This is a genomic window from Pseudomonas sp. 1152_12, from assembly GCF_052850675.1.
The window spans coordinates 114800-132480 of the sequence record NZ_VXCW01000013.1 but is presented as its reverse complement, the minus strand read 5'-3'; the positions used below and the strand labels follow the sequence as shown (position 1 = coordinate 132480).

General features: G+C 61.0%; 12 protein-coding genes and 3 pseudogenes. 6 read left to right on the top strand and 9 right to left on the bottom strand.

Annotated features, from left to right (window positions below):
- Window positions 1–52: 52 nt before the first annotated feature.
- From FW764_RS22930 to FW764_RS22905, 6 genes and pseudogenes are all read right to left on the bottom strand, one after another.
- Window positions 53–238, bottom strand: a pseudogene (locus tag FW764_RS22930) (carbohydrate porin); the annotation flags it as partial.
- 12 nt (window positions 239–250) lie between these two features.
- A complete protein-coding gene (locus tag FW764_RS22925) occupies window positions 251–2662 on the bottom strand; it encodes a glucose/quinate/shikimate family membrane-bound PQQ-dependent dehydrogenase (RefSeq protein WP_446435845.1) in 2412 nt (803 codons plus the stop codon).
- 151 nt (window positions 2663–2813) lie between these two features.
- On the bottom strand, window positions 2814–3701 hold the full coding sequence (locus FW764_RS22920; RefSeq protein ID WP_446435844.1) for a proline iminopeptidase-family hydrolase: 888 nt from the start codon (window positions 3699–3701) through the stop codon (window positions 2814–2816).
- A 259-nt stretch (window positions 3702–3960) separates the two neighbouring features.
- Window positions 3961–4476 (bottom strand): annotated as a pseudogene (locus FW764_RS22915) (methyl-accepting chemotaxis protein); the annotation flags it as partial.
- Window positions 4477–4824: 348 nt separating this feature from the next.
- Window positions 4825–5904, bottom strand: a pseudogene (locus FW764_RS22910) (HAMP domain-containing protein); the annotation flags it as partial.
- A gap of 151 nt (window positions 5905–6055) precedes the next feature.
- Window positions 6056–6946, bottom strand: a complete 891-nt coding sequence (locus FW764_RS22905; protein ID WP_446435843.1) for a bestrophin family protein — start codon at window positions 6944–6946, stop codon at window positions 6056–6058.
- A gap of 436 nt (window positions 6947–7382) precedes the next feature.
- On the opposite strand from FW764_RS22905, the gene FW764_RS22900 reads away from it, so the two are divergent.
- Together FW764_RS22900 and FW764_RS22895 are read left to right on the top strand one after the other, a co-directional pair.
- The gene (locus FW764_RS22900) at window positions 7383–7967 is read left to right on the top strand and encodes a papain-like cysteine protease family protein (RefSeq protein WP_446435842.1); all 585 of its coding nucleotides are present in this window, start codon (window positions 7383–7385) and stop codon (window positions 7965–7967) included.
- A 13-nt stretch (window positions 7968–7980) separates the two neighbouring features.
- On the top strand, window positions 7981–8580 hold the full coding sequence (locus FW764_RS22895) for a hypothetical protein (RefSeq protein ID WP_446435841.1): 600 nt from the start codon (window positions 7981–7983) through the stop codon (window positions 8578–8580).
- A 112-nt stretch (window positions 8581–8692) separates the two neighbouring features.
- Here the strand turns inward: FW764_RS22895 and FW764_RS22890 are convergent, their stop codons facing one another.
- The 3 genes from FW764_RS22890 to FW764_RS22880 form a co-directional block, all read right to left on the bottom strand.
- A complete protein-coding gene (locus FW764_RS22890; RefSeq protein ID WP_446435840.1) occupies window positions 8693–10084 on the bottom strand; it encodes an HdeD family acid-resistance protein in 1392 nt (463 codons plus the stop codon).
- Window positions 10085–10177: 93 nt separating this feature from the next.
- On the bottom strand, window positions 10178–10900 hold the full coding sequence (locus FW764_RS22885; RefSeq protein ID WP_446435839.1) for a FadR/GntR family transcriptional regulator: 723 nt from the start codon (window positions 10898–10900) through the stop codon (window positions 10178–10180).
- A gap of 47 nt (window positions 10901–10947) precedes the next feature.
- A complete protein-coding gene (locus FW764_RS22880; protein WP_446435838.1) occupies window positions 10948–12684 on the bottom strand; it encodes an IlvD/Edd family dehydratase in 1737 nt (578 codons plus the stop codon).
- Between the two features lie 191 nt (window positions 12685–12875).
- Here FW764_RS22880 and FW764_RS22875 point away from each other — a divergent pair, with 191 nt between their 5' ends.
- Genes FW764_RS22875 through FW764_RS22860 form a run of 4 tightly spaced genes read left to right on the top strand, consistent with a single transcriptional unit; the run spans window position 12876 to window position 17676 of the window.
- Window positions 12876–14198, top strand: coding sequence for an MFS transporter (locus FW764_RS22875; RefSeq protein WP_446435837.1), 1323 nt, complete (start codon window positions 12876–12878; stop codon window positions 14196–14198).
- Between the two features lie 15 nt (window positions 14199–14213).
- Window positions 14214–15206, top strand: a complete 993-nt coding sequence (gene araD1, locus FW764_RS22870; RefSeq protein WP_446435836.1) for an AraD1 family protein — start codon at window positions 14214–14216, stop codon at window positions 15204–15206.
- 10 nt (window positions 15207–15216) lie between these two features.
- Complete coding sequence (locus FW764_RS22865; RefSeq protein ID WP_446435835.1) at window positions 15217–16797, top strand: aldehyde dehydrogenase (NADP(+)); 1581 nt, start codon at window positions 15217–15219, stop codon at window positions 16795–16797.
- 15 nt (window positions 16798–16812) lie between these two features.
- A complete protein-coding gene (locus FW764_RS22860; RefSeq protein WP_446435834.1) occupies window positions 16813–17676 on the top strand; it encodes an SMP-30/gluconolactonase/LRE family protein in 864 nt (287 codons plus the stop codon).
- Window positions 17677–17681: the final 5 nt, after the last annotated feature.

The following is a 17681-nucleotide window of genomic DNA, read 5'->3' as shown; positions in this document are numbered from 1 at the left end:
CTCCGCTATCGGGAGCAAGCCCCCTCCCACATGTTTCATCGTATTCAGACGTTTAGAACACGGCCTTGACCTGCAAGCCGAGTACCAGGGCGTTGTCGATACCCACACCGGAAAACGCCCCCGGTTCGATGATGTGCTGCACATCCGGGCGCAGGGTCAGCCACGGTGTGGCCTGATAGCTGTAGCTGAGTTCGATCAACTGCTCGGCATTGTTCAAGTTGGGGTAGTCCGCCCCCGCGCGAACACAGGGTTATTCTGGCAAGGCGTAGGCGATCACGTAGTCGCCACGGTCGGTGGACTGGCGCGCACCGCCGGCGGTAATGACGATGTACTGCTTACCGGTTGTCGGCGACACATACGTCATCGGGCCGCCTTGGCTGCCGACGGGCAGGCGGGCTTTCCAGATTTCCTCACCGTTGCCGCTGTTGAAGGCGCGCAGGTAGAAATCCTGGGTGCCAGCGATAAAGATCAGGCCGCCCTGGGTCGACAGGGTGCCGCCCAGGGTCGGCAGGCCGACCTTGATCGGCAGGTGCATGCGAATGCCCAAGGGGCCGGTGTCTTCCACCGTGCCGACCGGCACTTGCCAGGCGATCTGCTGGGTCTTCATGTCGATGGCGGTGAGGGTGCCGAACGGCGGCGCCTGGCACGGAATGCCGGCCACCGAGAGGAAGCGGTTTTTGTTCACCGCATATGGCGTGCCTTTGAGCGGCACGGCGCCCATGCCGGTGTTCAGCGCTTCGCCACCGGACGAGGCCTGGGCCTTGTTCTGCGAGGGCAGCATCTGGATCCATAGGCCCAGGCGCATATCGTTGACGAAGATAAAACCGTGCACCGGGTCGGTGGAAATGCTGCCCCAGTTCATGCCGCCCAGTGAGCCTGGGAAACTCAGCGATTTATCGGTGCCCGGCGCGGTGTACAGGCCGTCGTAACGCATGCCCTTGAAGTCGATGCGGCACAGCAACTGGTCGTACGGCGTGGCACCCCACATGTCCGATTCGCTCAGCGTCTGCGCGCCGATCTGCGGCATGCCGACCGATTTTGGCTGGGTCAACGAGTAAGGCTCGTTAGGGATGTTCGCGGCTTTGACCGGGACTTCCTTGACGTCGGTCAGCGGCTTGCCGGTGGCGCGGTCGAGCACATAAATCTGGCCGGCCTTGGTGCCGATCACCACTGCCGGCACGGCCTTGTCGCTGCCCGGCGGGGTGAAGTCGATCAGGCTTGGCTGCATCGGCAGGTCGAAGTCCCAGAGGTCATTGTGGACGGTCTGGTACACCCACTTTTCGGCGCCGGTGGAGGCGTCCAGCGCCAGCACCGAGGCGCCGTATTTGTGATTGAGCTGGGTGCGTTCCACGCCATAGATGTCGGTGGAGGCGCTGCCCATTGGCAGGAAAACAGTGTTCATCAGCGGGTCGTAAGACATCGGCGCCCAGCTGTTCGGCGGACTGCGCACATAGGTGCTGCCGGCGGCAGGGGCTTGTTTGTCTTCGGGGTTGCCCGGGTCGAAGGCCCAGCGCATTTGGCCGGTGATCACATCGAAACCACGGATCACGCCACCCGGCATATCGGTTTGTACGTTATCGGCGACACGACCACCGACGACGACGGTGGTGCCAGCCATCAACGGTGCCGACGACAGTTGGTAGTAGCTGTCCGGTACATCACCCAGGCCGGCTTTCAAGTCCACCTGGCCGTGGCTGCCGAAGTCTTCGCAGAATTTGCCGGTGTCGGCGTCCACCGCGATCAGGCGTGCATCAATGGTGTTGGTCAGCAGGCGACGTTGGCATTGCGCACCGGCAGGCACGCTGGCGGCAACGATGGGCGAACTGTTCGGCTGGGTCGGTTGGTCGATGGGCGCGGTGGCATCGAAATAGGCAATGCCGCGGCAACGCTGCCATACCGCCGACTTGGCGTTGACTTCGTTCTTCCACAGCTCTTTGCCGGTGTCGGCATCCAAGGCGATCAGGTTGTTGTGCGGCGTGCAGATGAATACCTTGTTGCCGATCTGCAGGGGCGTCAGTTGGTCTTCGGCGCCGTTGCCGTCGCTGAGCGCCACGTCACCGGTGTGGTAGGTCCACGCCACTTTGAGTGTGTTCACGGTGTCGCGGTTGATCTGGTCCAGCGCGGCAAAACGGCTGCCGCCTTCGGTGTTGCCGTAATGCGCCCAGTCTTTCTGAGCATCGGCTGCGTTTACTGGGGTGATGCCAGGGCCTTTACCCGTGGGTGCCACGCTGGGGTGGGCGACGAACATATTGCCTGCCGCCACGGCCACGCCCACTGCCAACACCGCTGCAGTGCCGTACGCGCCGCGTGCAGACCGGCCGGCGAGCAGCGGATAGACCAGCGCCACCACCACGCCAATCACTGCAAACATGAACAAGCGCGAGAACAACGGCCAGTACACCAGGCCTACCTCCGCCACCGCCCAGAGGGCCGTGCCGAGCAGAAAAACGGCGAACAGCCACGCGCCGGCCGGTTGGCGACGGGCGATCAGCACGCCGGAAATGGCCATGGCTACGCCACCGATCAGGAAGTACCAGGAACCGCCCAGGCTGACCAATTTGGCGCCGCCAACGGCCAGGGCCACGCCGAGCAGGGCAATGACAATGCCCAGACCCAGCAGTAGATATCGTGAGGCGCCAGCGCCGCGGGATGCTCGTTTCATGTCGACAGGACTCGAAGGTGAGTGACTAGATGTCGAATGTTAGCAAGATAAGTAACTGGTTAGTACATTTTGCTCGGTAATAGTCTTTTACTGGCTTTGGGATGATGGGATGTCATTGTGGCGAGCCTGCTCGCCACAGAGCGTTCTCTTTTCAGCCCAAGGGGGCGAGAAACGTGCCTACGCACGCCATGCACGCTTCACGTTCCTCAACATGCGGCATATGGCTGGACTGCTCGAAAATCTGCCAGCGCACGTCGCTGATGCCGTCGGCAAACGGTTGCACGGTGGCCGGTGTCGCCTCATCGAAACGTCCGGAGATCAGCAGCGTCGGCACCTGGATCTGCGACAGGCGATCAATGATCGTCCAGTTGCGCAGGCTGCCGATCACATGGAATTCGGTAGGGCCATTCATCGCGTGGTAGACGGTGGGGTCGTCCTTGATGGCGGCATTGGTACGCGCAACGTCGGCAGGCTCCGGTTGGATACGGCACACATGCCGCGCGTAAAACACCTCTGCGGCGGCATGGTATTCGGCGCTGTCGGTGGTGCCCGCAACCTCATGGCGTAGCAACGTCGCCTGCACCTCGGGCGGTAATGCCTGGCGCAGTTCATTGGCGGCCGCGCACCACAAATCCATCGACGCTGGCGAGTTGGCAATAATCAGCGCCTTCAAGCCGACCGGCTGGCGTACCGCGTGCTCGGCGCCGAGCATGCCGCCCCAGGACTGGCCCAGCAGCGCGTAGTCGCTGATCTCAAGGTGCTCGACCAAATTGTCCAGCTCCGCGAGGAACAATTCCACGCTCCAGAACTCCGCGCAGGCGTCGGGCAAGTGCGTCGAGCGGCCATTGCCGACTTGGTCGTAGTGCACCACCGCGCGACCGGTCGCGGCCAGGTCTTTGAAACTGTCGACGTAATCATGGGTACAGCCCGGGCCGCCGTGGGCAACGATCAAGGGCAGGCGCCCTGAACTCAAGTCACCGGTGACCCGGAACCACGTCCGATAGCCACGGAAATCGGCATAACCTTCGCGTACCTGCATGCTCTGTACCTCTTTGTGATCAATGCGGTACAGGCTAGCCAAAACGGCGGGTCATGTGCACTGGTAGAAATGATAGGTTCTCAGGTGCGTACCAGGCGGTAGTGCAAACCACGCGCCACGGCTTCGACGTGCTGGCTGCCACTGGGCTTGGTGGTACTGATCTACTTCAAGGCCGGCGGGCGCTCGACCGAGCTGAAGGTGGATGCGCAATTGGGCTGAGCAGCTCAGGCGGTGAGTGGCTCACCGCCTCGTTACCGAACTAGAACTTGAAACGCCCCACCAATCCTTTGAGCTGACCGGAAATATCGGTCAAGCGGCCTGAACCGGTTTGCGCCGAGTGGGCAAAGCCTTCCACCAACTGCGCATCGGCATGGATCTGCGCGATGTGCCGGTTGATCTCTTCAGCCACTTGGTGCTGCTCCTCGGCGGCGGTGGCGATCTGGGTGTTCTGGTCGCGAATCGAGTCCACCGAGCCACGGATCTTGTCGAAGCTGTCACGGGCCTGTTGGATGCGTTCCACGCTGGTGTGCGACACCAGCAGGCTGCCTTGCATTTGCTGGGTGACTTCCTGGGTGCGGCGGGCAAGGTTGCCCAGCAGACTGTCGATCTCGCCGGTGGAGTCGGCGGTGCGCCGGGCCAGGGCGCGTACCTCGTCGGCGACCACGGCGAAACCACGGCCCTGATCGCCCGCGCGCGCAGCCTCAATGGCCGCGTTGAGCGCCAGCAGGTTGGTTTGTTCGGCGATGGAGCGAATGGTGTCGAGGATGGTGTTGATGTTCTGGCTGTCCTGCTCGAGCAACTGCATGGTATGGGTCGACTTTTGCAGGTCCTCGCTCAGTTTGAGCACACTGCCGGTGGCTTCGCCGATATGTTGCTGGCCGTCGTGCACGTCGCGGTAGCCTTCGTCGGCACTCGACGCGGCAGCGCTGCACGAGCGCGCGACTTCGTTGGCGGTGGCCACCATTTCGTTGAAGGCGGTGCTCACCAATTCCACCGCTTCACGCTGGCGGCCAGCGGCCTGGTTCATGTTATGCGCCACTTCGCTGGTGTCGGCGGCGGCCGCTTGCAGGTCGGTGGAGGCACTGCCGATGCGCTGCACCAGCTGCGCGATCATGCTCAGGAACTGGTTGAACCAACCCGCCAGGCTGGCGGTTTCGTCTTTGCCCTCGACCTTGAGTTGGCGCGTCAGGTCGCCTTCACCTTCGGCAATCTCTTGCAGGCCATCGGCGACCCCACGAATCGGGCGCACGATGACCCGGGCGAAGCTGGCGCCCACTATCGCGAACACCACCGCCAGTGCTGCCGCGATTGCCGCGATCAGCCAAGTAAGGCTGGAGGCCTGCGCCATCACTTCATCGCGTTTGATCAAGCCGATAAAGCGCCAGCCCAAGTCCTTGGAACTGACCACGTTGGCCATGTAGGTCACGCCATTGATGTCGACCTGGGCCACGCCATCGCCGCGCTTGGCCAGCTCGGCGTAGTTGGCACCCAGGTCAGCCATTGGCTTGAAGTTATGTTTGGCATCGCTGGGGTCCACCAATACGTTGCCATTGGCTTCCACCAGCATCAGGTAGCCACTGTCGCCAAGCTTGATATTTCTCACCAGCTCGGTGAGTTGCTTGAGCGAAACGTCCAGGCCAACCACGCCCAGCACGTTGCCGTTGGCGTCGGCGACGGTGTGCACGGTACCGATCAGCGACACATCGTCCGGGGCCCAATAATAGGCGCCGGTGCGCACGGTTTTGCCCGGTGCGGCGATAGCGGCCTGGTACCAGGGGCGTACACGTGGGTCGTAGTTGTTCAGTTTTGTGTCATCAGGCCAACTGGCGTAGCCGCCGTCCTTCAAGCCCAGGGACAGGTAAGCGGTGCTCGGGTGGCTCTTGGCGAACTGGTCGAAAATTGCCAGCAGCTCGGTGTTCGTTGGGGTCAACGGGATTTGCGCCGCATCGGCGCCGGCGTAGCTCTTGAGGTCTTTGGCCGCAACAACGCGCGGGTCCTTGGCCACGTACTCGACGTTCTGGCTGATGCCGTCGAAGAACTGCTTCATGCCATTGTCGATCTGACGAATCTCACGGCCACTACTGTCGAGGAAATTCGCCAGGGCGCCCTCGCGCAGGTTCAATACAACGAGCACGGCAACCAGGATAACCGGCACGCACGCGATAGCGGCAAACGCCCAGGTCAGCTTTTGCTTGATATTCATGACTTCTCCCGCGGGTATTTATAGTTTTGGCAAGGGGAAACGTTAGTGCTGAGCGTCGCATGTGTTTTCAGGAGTGTAGCCGCCCATGCTTACCCCGATATATCGGCCGGGGCAGCGGGCACTTGAGGCATCAGGTGATGCGCAGATGGGGTTAGCTGATGCGCTCGCCACCCAGCGCGTCACGCTGCATCGACTGCAAGTTTTTTTCGATGGTTTCGCAGATGGTTTCCATCTGGATCTGGTGTTCACTGGAGTGAAACGGGCTTTGCAGATCGGTGCCGATGCGCTCGATGGCCAGCAACATAAAGCCCACCACCGTGGAGGCCAGCGGGGTGAACCAGCCCAGGGATTCCACCAGGCCGACCGGTACGATCAGGCAGAACAGCGAAATGAACAGCCGTGGGAAATACACGTAAGGGTAGGGCAGCGGTGTGTTGGCGATGCGCTCCATGCCGCCTTGGGCGTTGGACAGGTCCACCAGGGTTGATTCCAGTCGCGCCAGGCGAATGCTGTCGAGGTGCCCGCTCTTGTACTCCTTGGCCAGCAGCGCCGCCGAACCGGTGAGGATGTCATTGGCAAAGTTGTTGGTGGCGCCGTTGCGCGCGAATTCTTCGGCAGGGATAAAAGCGCGCACTTCGTCCGGGCAAGGTTTGCCCCTGAGGTGTGCCGCCAGGCAATTTACATACGCCACATGCCGGCGCAGCAGGGTGGCTTTGATCGGGTTTACTTCGCCGTCCGCATCATCCAGTAGGGTCAGCACCTGGCGGGCAAAGCTACGCGAGTTGTTCACCATCGCACCCCACAATGTGCGGGCCTCCCACCAGCGGTTATAGGCGCTGCTGTTGCGAAAACTGATCAGCACCACCAGCGCCGAACCGAGCAGCGTCAACGGCATCAGCGGCAAATTGATCTTGGTGGTGAGAAACAGCATGAAATCTACCGTGACGGCGACATCCCACAACAACAGCCAGAACAAGGCCCAGCCCACATAGCCCATGGTCTTGATGATCAGGCGGTATTTTTTGATGATGGCGGCTTTCAAACGAGGACCTCGTGGCGAGCGGTAAACAACTATGCCTTAGCTCGGACGCCCGTTTAGGAGCAAAGGTTCGCGTTGCGCCTGAATCGTTTAAGTTGCATGTGACTCTGTTTCAAACGCTCACTTACTAGGTGCGTCGGCTAGCCAGGAATTTTCGAAGAAGACTGCGTTGATTTTTACACTGCAAAGATTCGGCGATTTTTGATAAATCGGGCATTCAGGTCATCCGCCGCTTTTTAGAACCTGCCACTTTTGATGACGGCTAAATATGCGTATATGCATTTAATTATTTGCGCCAATGCATATTTGCACCTATGGTTACTTCGAGCCAGATCGGAACGCGCCCTCGAATACGGGCATCCCGGAACGTCGATAGCTCAGCAACACCGCTGCACCTTTACACGCTGGACGCGTGTTTTCATTCATGGAGGATTGAAAAATGTTAACCCCTGAAACAACCCGGTTCACCGGCGATACACAGCCCAACTGCCTGGTCGGCCATCTGCTCGACCCGCAATTGGTCGAGGTTGAAGCGGCGCATCAGCCCAAAGCAATGGCGGCCGCCAGCCTGAACTTCAGCATGCAGAAACAAACCCAGACCAATTGGTGTTGGGCGGCGGTATCCGCATCGGTCGGTAACTACTACGGCACCGGGTCCTGGACCCAATGCGGTGTGGCCAGCACCGCGCTGGACCGCAACTGCTGCAACCAGCCGCGCCCCTGCAACGTCTACGGCTATTTGGACTCCGCTTTGCGGATCACGCGCAGCTACAACGGCATGAGTCAAGGCTCGCTGCAGATGTCGGCGATCCAGAACCAGCTCAACAGGGGCCGACCCATCGGTTTGCGTTGCGCCTGGTACGGTGGCGGTGCGCACTTTCTGGTGATCTATGGCACCAACGGCAACTACCTGTTGATCGCAGATTCGATCTACGGCTATTCGACCCGCGCCCTGAACTCGTTCCCTGGTTCGTATAACGGCGGCGGCAATTGGACCAACACTTACTTCACTGCAAAAAACTGAGGAGGGCTGCATCATGCAACTGACTTATCCAAAGGCGCCCTCCAATGGCGTACAGGTACTGCGTCCAGCGCTGCAAACCGCGCTGCAAACCCAGGGATTCGGCATCAATCGCCAATTTGCGGCCGCGGTGCCGGGCCAAATCAGGCTGAGCGAAGGCTATCGTGGCTACTCGCTCAGCCTGGAGGACCTGAGTCTCGGTAAAGGCCTGAAAGACGCTGAGGTCGGCGATTGGCATTACTTGGTCTTTGCCGATGGAGCGACGATCGCCGACGCGCAATTAGCCGACGTTCGCGGGCATGTGGAGTTCGCCTCGCTCAACCACGGGACCTTGGCAGCGGCGACGGTGGATGCGCTTAAACTGGCGGAGCAGTCGGCGCAATTGCAGGGTAAAACCGTGGAGCTGCGCGTGTTGTTCATCTCGGCACTGCACGTTGTGGCGATCTGGCTGCACGCCGACGGCGAAGAGGTGCTGATCCCGATTGAGCCGACCCCCAAGGCGCTTGCGGTTACTCAGCTGTACAGTGAGGCGGCGCTGCTGGCGGTGCTCAAGCCGGCGGCTGATCAGGCCCGTCAGCGCTTCGACGCGGACACCCGTGGGGAGTTGGGCGGTTGATAAAACCCTAGGGTAAAAAACCCGGACAGTGTCCGGGTTTTTTTATCCAAACGATTCAGCTAACGCAGGTCCGCCCGGCGTGATACGGGCTCAGATGCGGGCGGAGCAAAATTCACAGAGTTTTTTTGAGATTATCCGGCGGTTTTTTTCTACTGGGTTCGGCTAATGTTTTTTCATGTTTCCACTGACGGCGTAAAGACCGTATTTTCTGAAACGCACGCTGGGTGGTATTGATCCAGCCAGTCGGTCTTGGATCTACCAGCATACTGAGCGCCCGCGCATAATCCAGTGCCAGGCCTGGCGTCCACGCCATGGTTTGTGCACGTTTGCGGATTTGAATGGCCACCCATAATTCTGGTGTGGTGAACATTTTCCCCAGAATACGGTAGACCCCGTAATGCCCCCATATACGCCCTACAGCCCCTTCCAGAGCCGCTTCAAGAACCTGTATGACGCTGCTGGAACAATTGCGGTGGGTGAGGTTATAGGTGGTGTCTTTACGGTAGGTCTGCCAAAAGTTATGCAAGTGCTGCGGGTCATAGTTACGTAGATGTACTTGAACGGTAGAAGGGCACCATGCCTGCGACTCCGTGAGGTAATCGGACTGGAATTCTCCCGGCATATCGTTTTCTTCGGTGGCCCGCAATAGGCGCATGAACTGGTCAGGCGAATGCTCGATGTCCTCCGCTGGGTAAAGGCTCACATACAGACCATCCGGTGCTTGCAGTGCGGCGTGCCCCGTTGATATCACCCCATTCTTGTCCACGGCGGCTATATATCGTTCTATCAGTGGACGGCGCACAACTTCAGCATTCGCCACACCGAGGGGCGTCCATATATGGACGATAAGGGCCTGGTCATTGTCACCTTTAGCACCGTCGCGCTCGGTTGGTTGTTTGTGACTTGGCCCGGGAATGGGGCTCTGCGCATCCTCCTCAAGCGCAGGGTTAGCAACCATGCGGCGGGCGCGGCCAGCAACAAGCAGCATATTCCAGCCGGCAAAAAACAAGCCTAACCCGAGGCAGTAAGGGACCGTGCCGATATAGCCTGTCGGGTAGGGTTGAAAGAAGAACACGGCCAAAGCGATTTCGACCGCGCCGCCGAACATTGCGATACGCCAGGTTCGGTAGCGGACAACATAAGCGGACACGATCTGCAGTAAGCCGTCGGCTAAAAACAGCGTGCCGAATATCATCGAAAGAATGAAGTTGCCGTGGTGGTGGCCCGCCAGGATCAGTGATGCAGCCGTCACGAAAGAGAAGCCTTTGAGGTAGCGAAGCTTGCGCTGCCCGACGATCCCACTGTGTGCCACGACCAACGTCGCACTGCCCTCGATCAACAGTAACCAGGCGAAGGGGTTTATCGGGAAATACAACGCGTCATCGAGTGCATCAATAAATACGATGCTCCCGCAAAGGACGCCGACACCCCCAATGACGGTCAGCGTGCGCCAATATGACCGAAGGTAATCAATCCCTAATAGCAGTATGACCAGCCTGACCATTGCGCCGTCCTCTACCCTTGAACCATTGTATTAAACCGGCAGTGGTCACTTGCCCATCTGGGTTTTGAGTCCCCCTGAGCGTAGACGATAGATTTACAGCGGGGTCAGCACATTCATCACCGTGTCCAGTGCCACCCGTGTGTCATCCAGTTGCACCAGTGAGGCGTGCCGGGCGCCGAGGGCGTCGCGGTTTTGGATGGCGGTAAGGATCGCCTTGTGGCGCGGCAGGCTCAGGCCCTGGATGTCAGGGCGGCGGTTGGTGATGTTGATCGACTCGCGCAGCGGCAGCGACAGCATGTTGCACATGTAGGCGAGCAGGTCGTTGCGGGTGGCCTCGGCGATGGCGCGGTGGAAGTCCAGGTCGGCCTGCAGCAGCGCATCGTGGGTCTTGGCGGTTTCCATACCCAGGTAGGCTTGTTCGATGGTGGCGATGTCTTCAGCGGTGGCGGTGGTCGCGGCCATGGCGGCGATTTCCGGTTCGAGGATGCGTCGTACGCCCGCCAGGGTGTTGAAGAACTCACTGTGGGGCGTGGACTGCATCAGCCAGGACAACACGTCCGGGTCCAGCAGGTGCCATTTCAAGCGTGGCCGCACCACTGCGCCCACCCGTGGCTTGGAATACACCAGGCCCTTGGCGCTGAGCACCCGCGTCGCCTCACGCAACACCGAGCGACTGACCTTGTACTCCTCACACAGCGTGGCCTCCATGGGCAGGCGTTCTTCGGGTTTGAAACGGCCGGAAACGATGTGCATGCCCAAGTCCTGAACGATCTGGGCATGCATGCTCTTGCGTGGCTTGGGCGGCTGGTGATCCATAACGAACGGGAGGCTCTGGCTAAATAGGCGGCATCATAGCATCCCAATTAGTGGGAATGACGGGGGACTTCAGCCCCACGGCAGCCTACCAGGAAGTCAAAGTCACAGCCTTGGTCGGCCTGCAGCACATGGTCGATGTACAGCTGGCGGTAACCGCCGACGATCAGCTTTTGCGGCGGCGCCAGGTCGGCCATGCGCGCCGCCAGCTCTGCGTCGGGAATGTCCAGGTGCAGGCGGCCATTGGCGCAGTCGAGTTCGATCCAGTCGCCTTCCTGCACCGTGGCCAGCGGCCCGCCGGCAGCGGCTTCCGGCGCCACGTGCAGCACCACCGTGCCGTAGGCGGTGCCGCTCATGCGCGCGTCGGAAATACGCACCATATCGGTCACGCCCTGGGCCAGCAGTTTGGCCGGCAAACCCATGTTGCCGACTTCGGCCATGCCCGGGTAGCCCTTGGGCCCGCAGTTCTTCATGACCAGGATCGAGTTGGCATCCACGTCCAGCGCCGGATCGTTGATGCGCGCCTTGTACATGTCGAAGTCCTCGAACACCACCGCCCGGCCACGGTGCTGCATCAACTGCGCACTGGCGGCCGACGGCTTGAGCACGGCGCCCAACGGGGCCAGGTTACCGCGCAGCACACAGATACCGCCATCGGCGCGAATCGGGTTGTCGAGGGTGCGGATCACTTCGTCCTGGCCATAGATCGGCGAGTCCTGGGTGTTCTCGCCCAGGGACTTGCCGTTGACGGTCAAGGCATTCGGGTGCGGGATCAGGTTGGCTTCGCCCAGGCGGCGCAGCACGGCAGGCAGGCCGCCGGCGTAATAGAACTCCTCCATCAGGAAACGTCCCGAGGGTTGCAGGTCGACGATGGTTGGTATGCCACGGCCCATGCGTGTCCAGTCATCGAGGTCGAGCTCGACGCCGATACGCCCGGCGATGGCTTTCAAGTGGATCACCGCGTTGGTCGAGCCGCCGATGGCCGCATTCACGCGGATCGCGTTTTCAAACGCTTCCTTGGTGAGGATCTTCGACAGCTTCAAGTCTTCGCGCACCATCTCTACCGCACGCATGCCGGACATGTGCGCCAGCACATACCGCCGCGCATCCACCGCCGGGATCGCCGCGTTGTGGGGCAGGGAGGTACCCAGTGCCTCGGCCATGCAGGCCATGGTCGATGCGGTGCCCATGGTGTTACAGGTGCCGGCCGAGCGCGACATGCCGCCTTCGGCTGCGAGGAAGTCGTCCAGGGTGATGGTGCCGGCCTTGACCTGCTCGCTGAGCTGCCACACCACCGTGCCGGAGCCGATGTCCTGGCCTTTGTGCTTACCGTTGAGCATTGGCCCCCCGGTGACCACGATGGTGGGCACGTCGCAACTGGCCGCGCCCATCAGCAGCGCCGGAGTGGTTTTGTCGCAGCCGGTGAGCAGCACCACGCCATCGATGGGGTTGCCGCGAATCGCTTCTTCCACGTCCATGCTTGCCAGGTTGCGTGTGAGCATGGCGGTGGGGCGCAGGTTGGATTCGCCGTTGGAGAACACCGGGAATTCCACCGGGAAGCCACCGGCCTCGATCACGCCGCGTTTGACGTGCTCGGCAATCTGGCGCAAGTGCGCGTTGCACGGCGTCAGCTCCGACCACGTGTTGCAGATACCGATGATCGGTTTGCCATGAAACTGATGGTCAGCAATGCCCTGGTTCTTCATCCAACTGCGGTACATGAAGCCGTTCTTGTCGGCGGTGCCAAACCACTGGGCGGAGCGGAGGGCGGGCTTTTTATCAGGCATGATGACTTCTCTTATTGTATGACTATATGTTCTATGATCGGCTAAACATAAGCGCTAAATCTAGGCTTTGGAAGTGTTGTTTTGCAAATAGTCATACTATATAGTCGACTTCAATTAAGCCGTGGCCCTTGCGTAATGTCGCCAGAGGCGGCCCCCGAGCTTCTATAAAAACAACAATCGGAGATCGACCCATGAGCCAGGAGCTGCGGCTTATACGGCGCATCACGCTGAAGCTGATTCCCTTCCTGATCCTGCTGTACCTGATCGCCTACGTTGATCGCTCGGCCGTGGGTTTCGCCAAGTTGCACATGGGCGCCGATGTCGGCATCGGTGATGCGGCGTATGGTTTGGGCGCAGGGCTGTTCTTCATTGGCTACTTTCTGTTCGAGATTCCCAGCAACCTGATGCTCGATCGCTTCGGCGCGCGGCGTTGGTTTGCGCGCATCATGCTGACCTGGGGCGCCATCACCATTGGTATGGCTTTCGTGCAAGGGCCGCACAGTTTTTACGTGATGCGCTTTTTGCTCGGCGCGGCGGAGGCGGGTTTCTTTCCGGGCGTGCTGTACTACATCACCCAGTGGTATCCGGTGCGCCATCGCGGCAAGATCCTCGGGCTGTTCATCCTCTCCCAGCCCATTGCGATGATGATCACCGGCCCCGTGTCCGGCGGCTTGTTGGGCATGGACGGGGTCCTCGGCCTGCACGGCTGGCAGTGGCTGTTCATCGTCATTGGCACCCCGGCGCTGCTGCTGACCTGGCCGGTGCTGCGCTTCCTGCCGGATGGCCCCACGCAGGTCAAGTGGATGAGCGAGGATGAAAAAACCTGGCTCACCGCTGAGCTGAGCAAAGACCTGCAAGCCTACGGCCAGACCCGCCACGGCAACCCGCTGAATGCCCTCAAGGACAAGCGCGTGTTGCTGCTGGCGCTGTTCTACCTGCCGGTGACTTTGAGCATTTATGGGCTCGGCTTGTGGCTGCCGACGCTGATCAAGTCGTTCGGCGGCAGTGACTTGGTCACCGGTTTCGTCTCGGCGGTGCCGTACATCTTCGGCATCATCGGGCTGCTGATTATTCCGCGCAGTTCCGACCGTTTGAATGATCGCTACGGCCACCTCGCCGTGCTCTATGTGTTGGGCGCCATCGGCCTGTTCTTGAGTGCCTGGTTGAGTGTGCCAGTGCTGCAAATGGCCGCGCTGTGCCTGGCGGCGTCCGCGCTGTTTTCTTGCACCGCGGTGTTCTGGACCCTGCCCGGGCGCTTCTTCGCTGGCGCCAGTGCGGCGGCGGGCATTGCCCTGATCAACTCGGTGGGCAACCTCGGCGGCTATATCGGCCCGTTCGTGATCGGCGCGCTCAAGGAGTACACCGGCAACCTGGCCTCAGGCTTGTACTTCCTGTCGGGTGTGATGGTGTTCGGGTTGCTGCTGACCGGCGTGGTCTACCGCGTGCTGGAACGCAGGCATGTGCTGCCCACTGACCAATTCGCCGCCAGTGCGCGTGGCGCTACACGTACCTGATCAAGGAGAGGCTGCATGCGTTTAGTTCAGTTTGAGTTACGTAACGGTGAGCGTCGCGTTGGCGTGGTGCAAGGCAGCCGACTAAGAGCGGTGCGCACAGCGTGCAGCGTGCGTGAGTTGGCGCTGGCCGCCATCGATGCTGGCGTGGGCCTGGCGCAACAGGTCAAGCGCCTGGGCCTGGGCGACAGCTACGACTACGCGGCATTGCTGGCCGAGCTGAGAATCCTGCCGCCACTCGATCACCCGGACCCGGCACATATGCTGATCAGCGGCACCGGACTGACCCACTTGGGCAGTGCCTCAGCGCGGGACAAGATGCACCAACAGGCCGGTGACGACATAGCCGTGACCGACACCATGCGCATCTTCCAATGGGGCGTGGAGGGCGGCAAGCCGGCGGCTGGCCAAGTCGGTGTGCAACCGGAGTGGTTCTACAAGGGCGACGGCAGTATTGTCGTGCGCCCAGGCCAGGCTTTCCCGGTTCCGCCGTTTGCTGAAGACGCCGGTGAAGAGCCTGAAATCGGCGGTCTCTACGTGATCGGCCACGACCGTAAGCCCTATCGCCTGGGCTTCGCCGTGGGCAACGAATTCTCCGACCATGTGATGGAACGCAAGAACTACCTGTACCTGGCGCACTCCAAATTGCGCAGCTGCAGTTATGGCCCGGAACTGCGCGTGGGCGAGTTGCCCCAGCACTTAGCGGGCACCAGCCGCATCCTGCGTGACGGCGTAGTGATCTGGCAGAACGAATTCCTCAGTGGCGAGGCCAACATGTGCCACAGCCTGGAAAACCTTGAGTATCACCACTTTAAATACAGTCAATTCCTCACCCCGGGGGATGTGCACATTCATTTCTTCGGCACCGCCACGCTGTCATTCGCGGACGGGATACGTACCCAGCCGGGTGACGTGTTCGAGATCAACCAGACCGAATTCGGTGCGCCGCTGGTCAACCCTGTCGGCCGTGCTGATGCGGCATTCGAGCCTGGCAATGTCATCACCCTTTAAGGAGATCAACATGACCCCGTTTCTCGGCCACAACTACATCGGTGGCCAACGCAGCGCCAAGGGCAGCGTCACGCTCAAAAGTATTGACGCCAGTACAGGCGAAGCGTTGCCCCAGGACTTCTATCAGGCCACGCCCGAAGAAGTCGATGCCGCCGCCAAGGCCGCCGCTGCGGCTTACCCGTCTTATCGCATGCTGAGTGCGTCGCGCCGCGCGCAGTTCCTGGATGCGGTGGCCGATGAGCTGGACGCGCTGGGGGATGATTTCGTCGCACTGGTTTGCCGCGAAACCGCGTTGCCCGCTGCACGTATAAAAGGCGAGCGCGGACGTACCAGCGGCCAGATGCGCCTGTTCGCAACAGTGCTGCGGCGCGGTGATTTCTACGGCGCGCGCATCGACAAAGGGTTGCCCGAGCGCCAACCGTTGCCACGCCCGGACCTGCGCCAATACCGCATCGGCCTTGGCCCGGTGGCGGTGTTTGGCGCGAGCAACTTCCCCCTGGCATTTTCTACCGCCGGTGGCGACACCGCAGCCGCGCTGGCGGCAGGTTGCCCGGTGGTGTTCAAGGCCCACAGCGGGCATATGGCTACGGCTGAGCAGGTCGCCGATGCAATCCTGCGGGCGGCCGTGGCGACCGAGATGCCGGCGGGCGTGTTTAATATGATCTTCGGTGGCGGCGTCGGTGAGGCGCTGGTCAAGCACCCGGCGATCCAGGCCGTCGGCTTTACCGGCTCGCTCAAGGGTGGCCGCGCCTTATGCGACATGGCGGCGGCACGCCCGCAGCCGATCCCGGTGTTTGCCGAGATGTCGAGCATTAACCCGGTGATCGTATTGCCCCAGGCGCTACACGCGCGAGCCGAAACGATAGCCCGAGACCTGACCGCCTCGGTGGTGCAGGGCTGTGGCCAGTTTTGCACCAACCCCGGTTTGGTGATCGGTATCGCTTCGCCGCAGTTCACTGCATTCACCCAGCAGGTGGCCCGATTGGTCGGCGATCAACCGGCGCAAACCATGCTCAACGCCGGCACCCTGAGCAGCTATGCCAAAGGCTTGGAAAAGCTGCTCGCACACCCAGGTATCGAGCATCTGGCGGGCAGCGCCCCAGCGGGAAATCAGGCGCAGCCGCAGCTGTTCAAAGCCGACGCCAGACTGTTGATCGACGGCGATGAAGTACTGCAAGAGGAAGTGTTCGGCCCGACCACGGTATTCGTCGAAGTGGCCGACGCTGCTCAACTCAGCAGCGCTCTGCACGGCTTGCACGGTCAACTGACGGCAACCATTATTGGTGAGCCGGCCGATTTTGAGCAGTTCACCGAACTGACGCCGTTGCTGGAACATAAGGTCGGCCGCATCCTGCTCAATGGCTACCCAACCGGCGTTGAAGTGTGCGACTCGATGGTTCACGGCGGGCCATACCCCGCCACTTCGGATGCACGAGGCACCTCGGTCGGCACCCTGGCCATCGACCGTTTTCTGCGCCCCGTGTGCTTGCAGAATTACCCTGATAGCCTGCTGCCCGACGCGTTGAAAAACGCTAATCCATTGCGTATCCAGCGGCTGGTGGATGGCACGCCATCGCGCGAGCCGCTGTAAAAGCCAGGAGGTTTTATGTCGTGTACCGCAGTCACTGCGCACCGTGCACAGTTGGGCGAAGGCCCGTTCTGGGACGTGCCCACCCAGGCGCTGTACTGGGTCAATATCGTCGGCAAACAGGCGCTGCGCCTGATGGATGGGCACTTGCAGATATGGCAGTTGTCCGAGCACGTCTCGGCTTTTATCCCCTGTGAAAGTGGCGGTGCGTTGGTCACGCTGAGCAGTGGTGTGTATCGGCTGGACCTGGAAACCGAAGCCCTGACCCTGCTGTGCGTGGCCGACCCGCAACCCGGCAACCGTGGCAATGAAGCGCGCTGCGATGCCCAGGGCCGCCTGTGGCTGGGCACCATGCAGAACAACATTGGCGAGCAGGGTGAAGACCTGCCGATGACGCAACGTGCCGGTGGCCTGTTTCGCATTGATGCCGATGCGCAGGTCACGCCGTTGCTGCAGGGCCTGGGCATTCCCAACACCCTGCTGTGGAGCGAGGACGGCACCCAGGTGCATTTCGGCGACAGCATGGACGGCACGCTTTATCGGCACGTGATCCAGGACGGCGGCCAACTCGCCCCGGCGCAAGTCTGGTTTGGCCCGCATGCGCGCGGTGGGCCGGACGGCTCGGCGATGGACAGCCAAGGCTATATCTGGAACGCGCGTTGGGACGGCAGTTGCCTGCTGCGCCTGACGCCGGACGGTGCAGTGGACCGCGTCATTGAACTGCCCGTCAGCCGCCCCACCAGTTGTGTCTTCGGTGGTCCGAATCTCACCACGCTCTATATCACTAGTGCCGCCAGCCCCTTGGATCACCCTTTGGATGGCGCGGTATTGGCCATCGAGGTCGACGTGCCAGGCAAACCCTGTCACCGCTTTGCCGGTTAAATCCT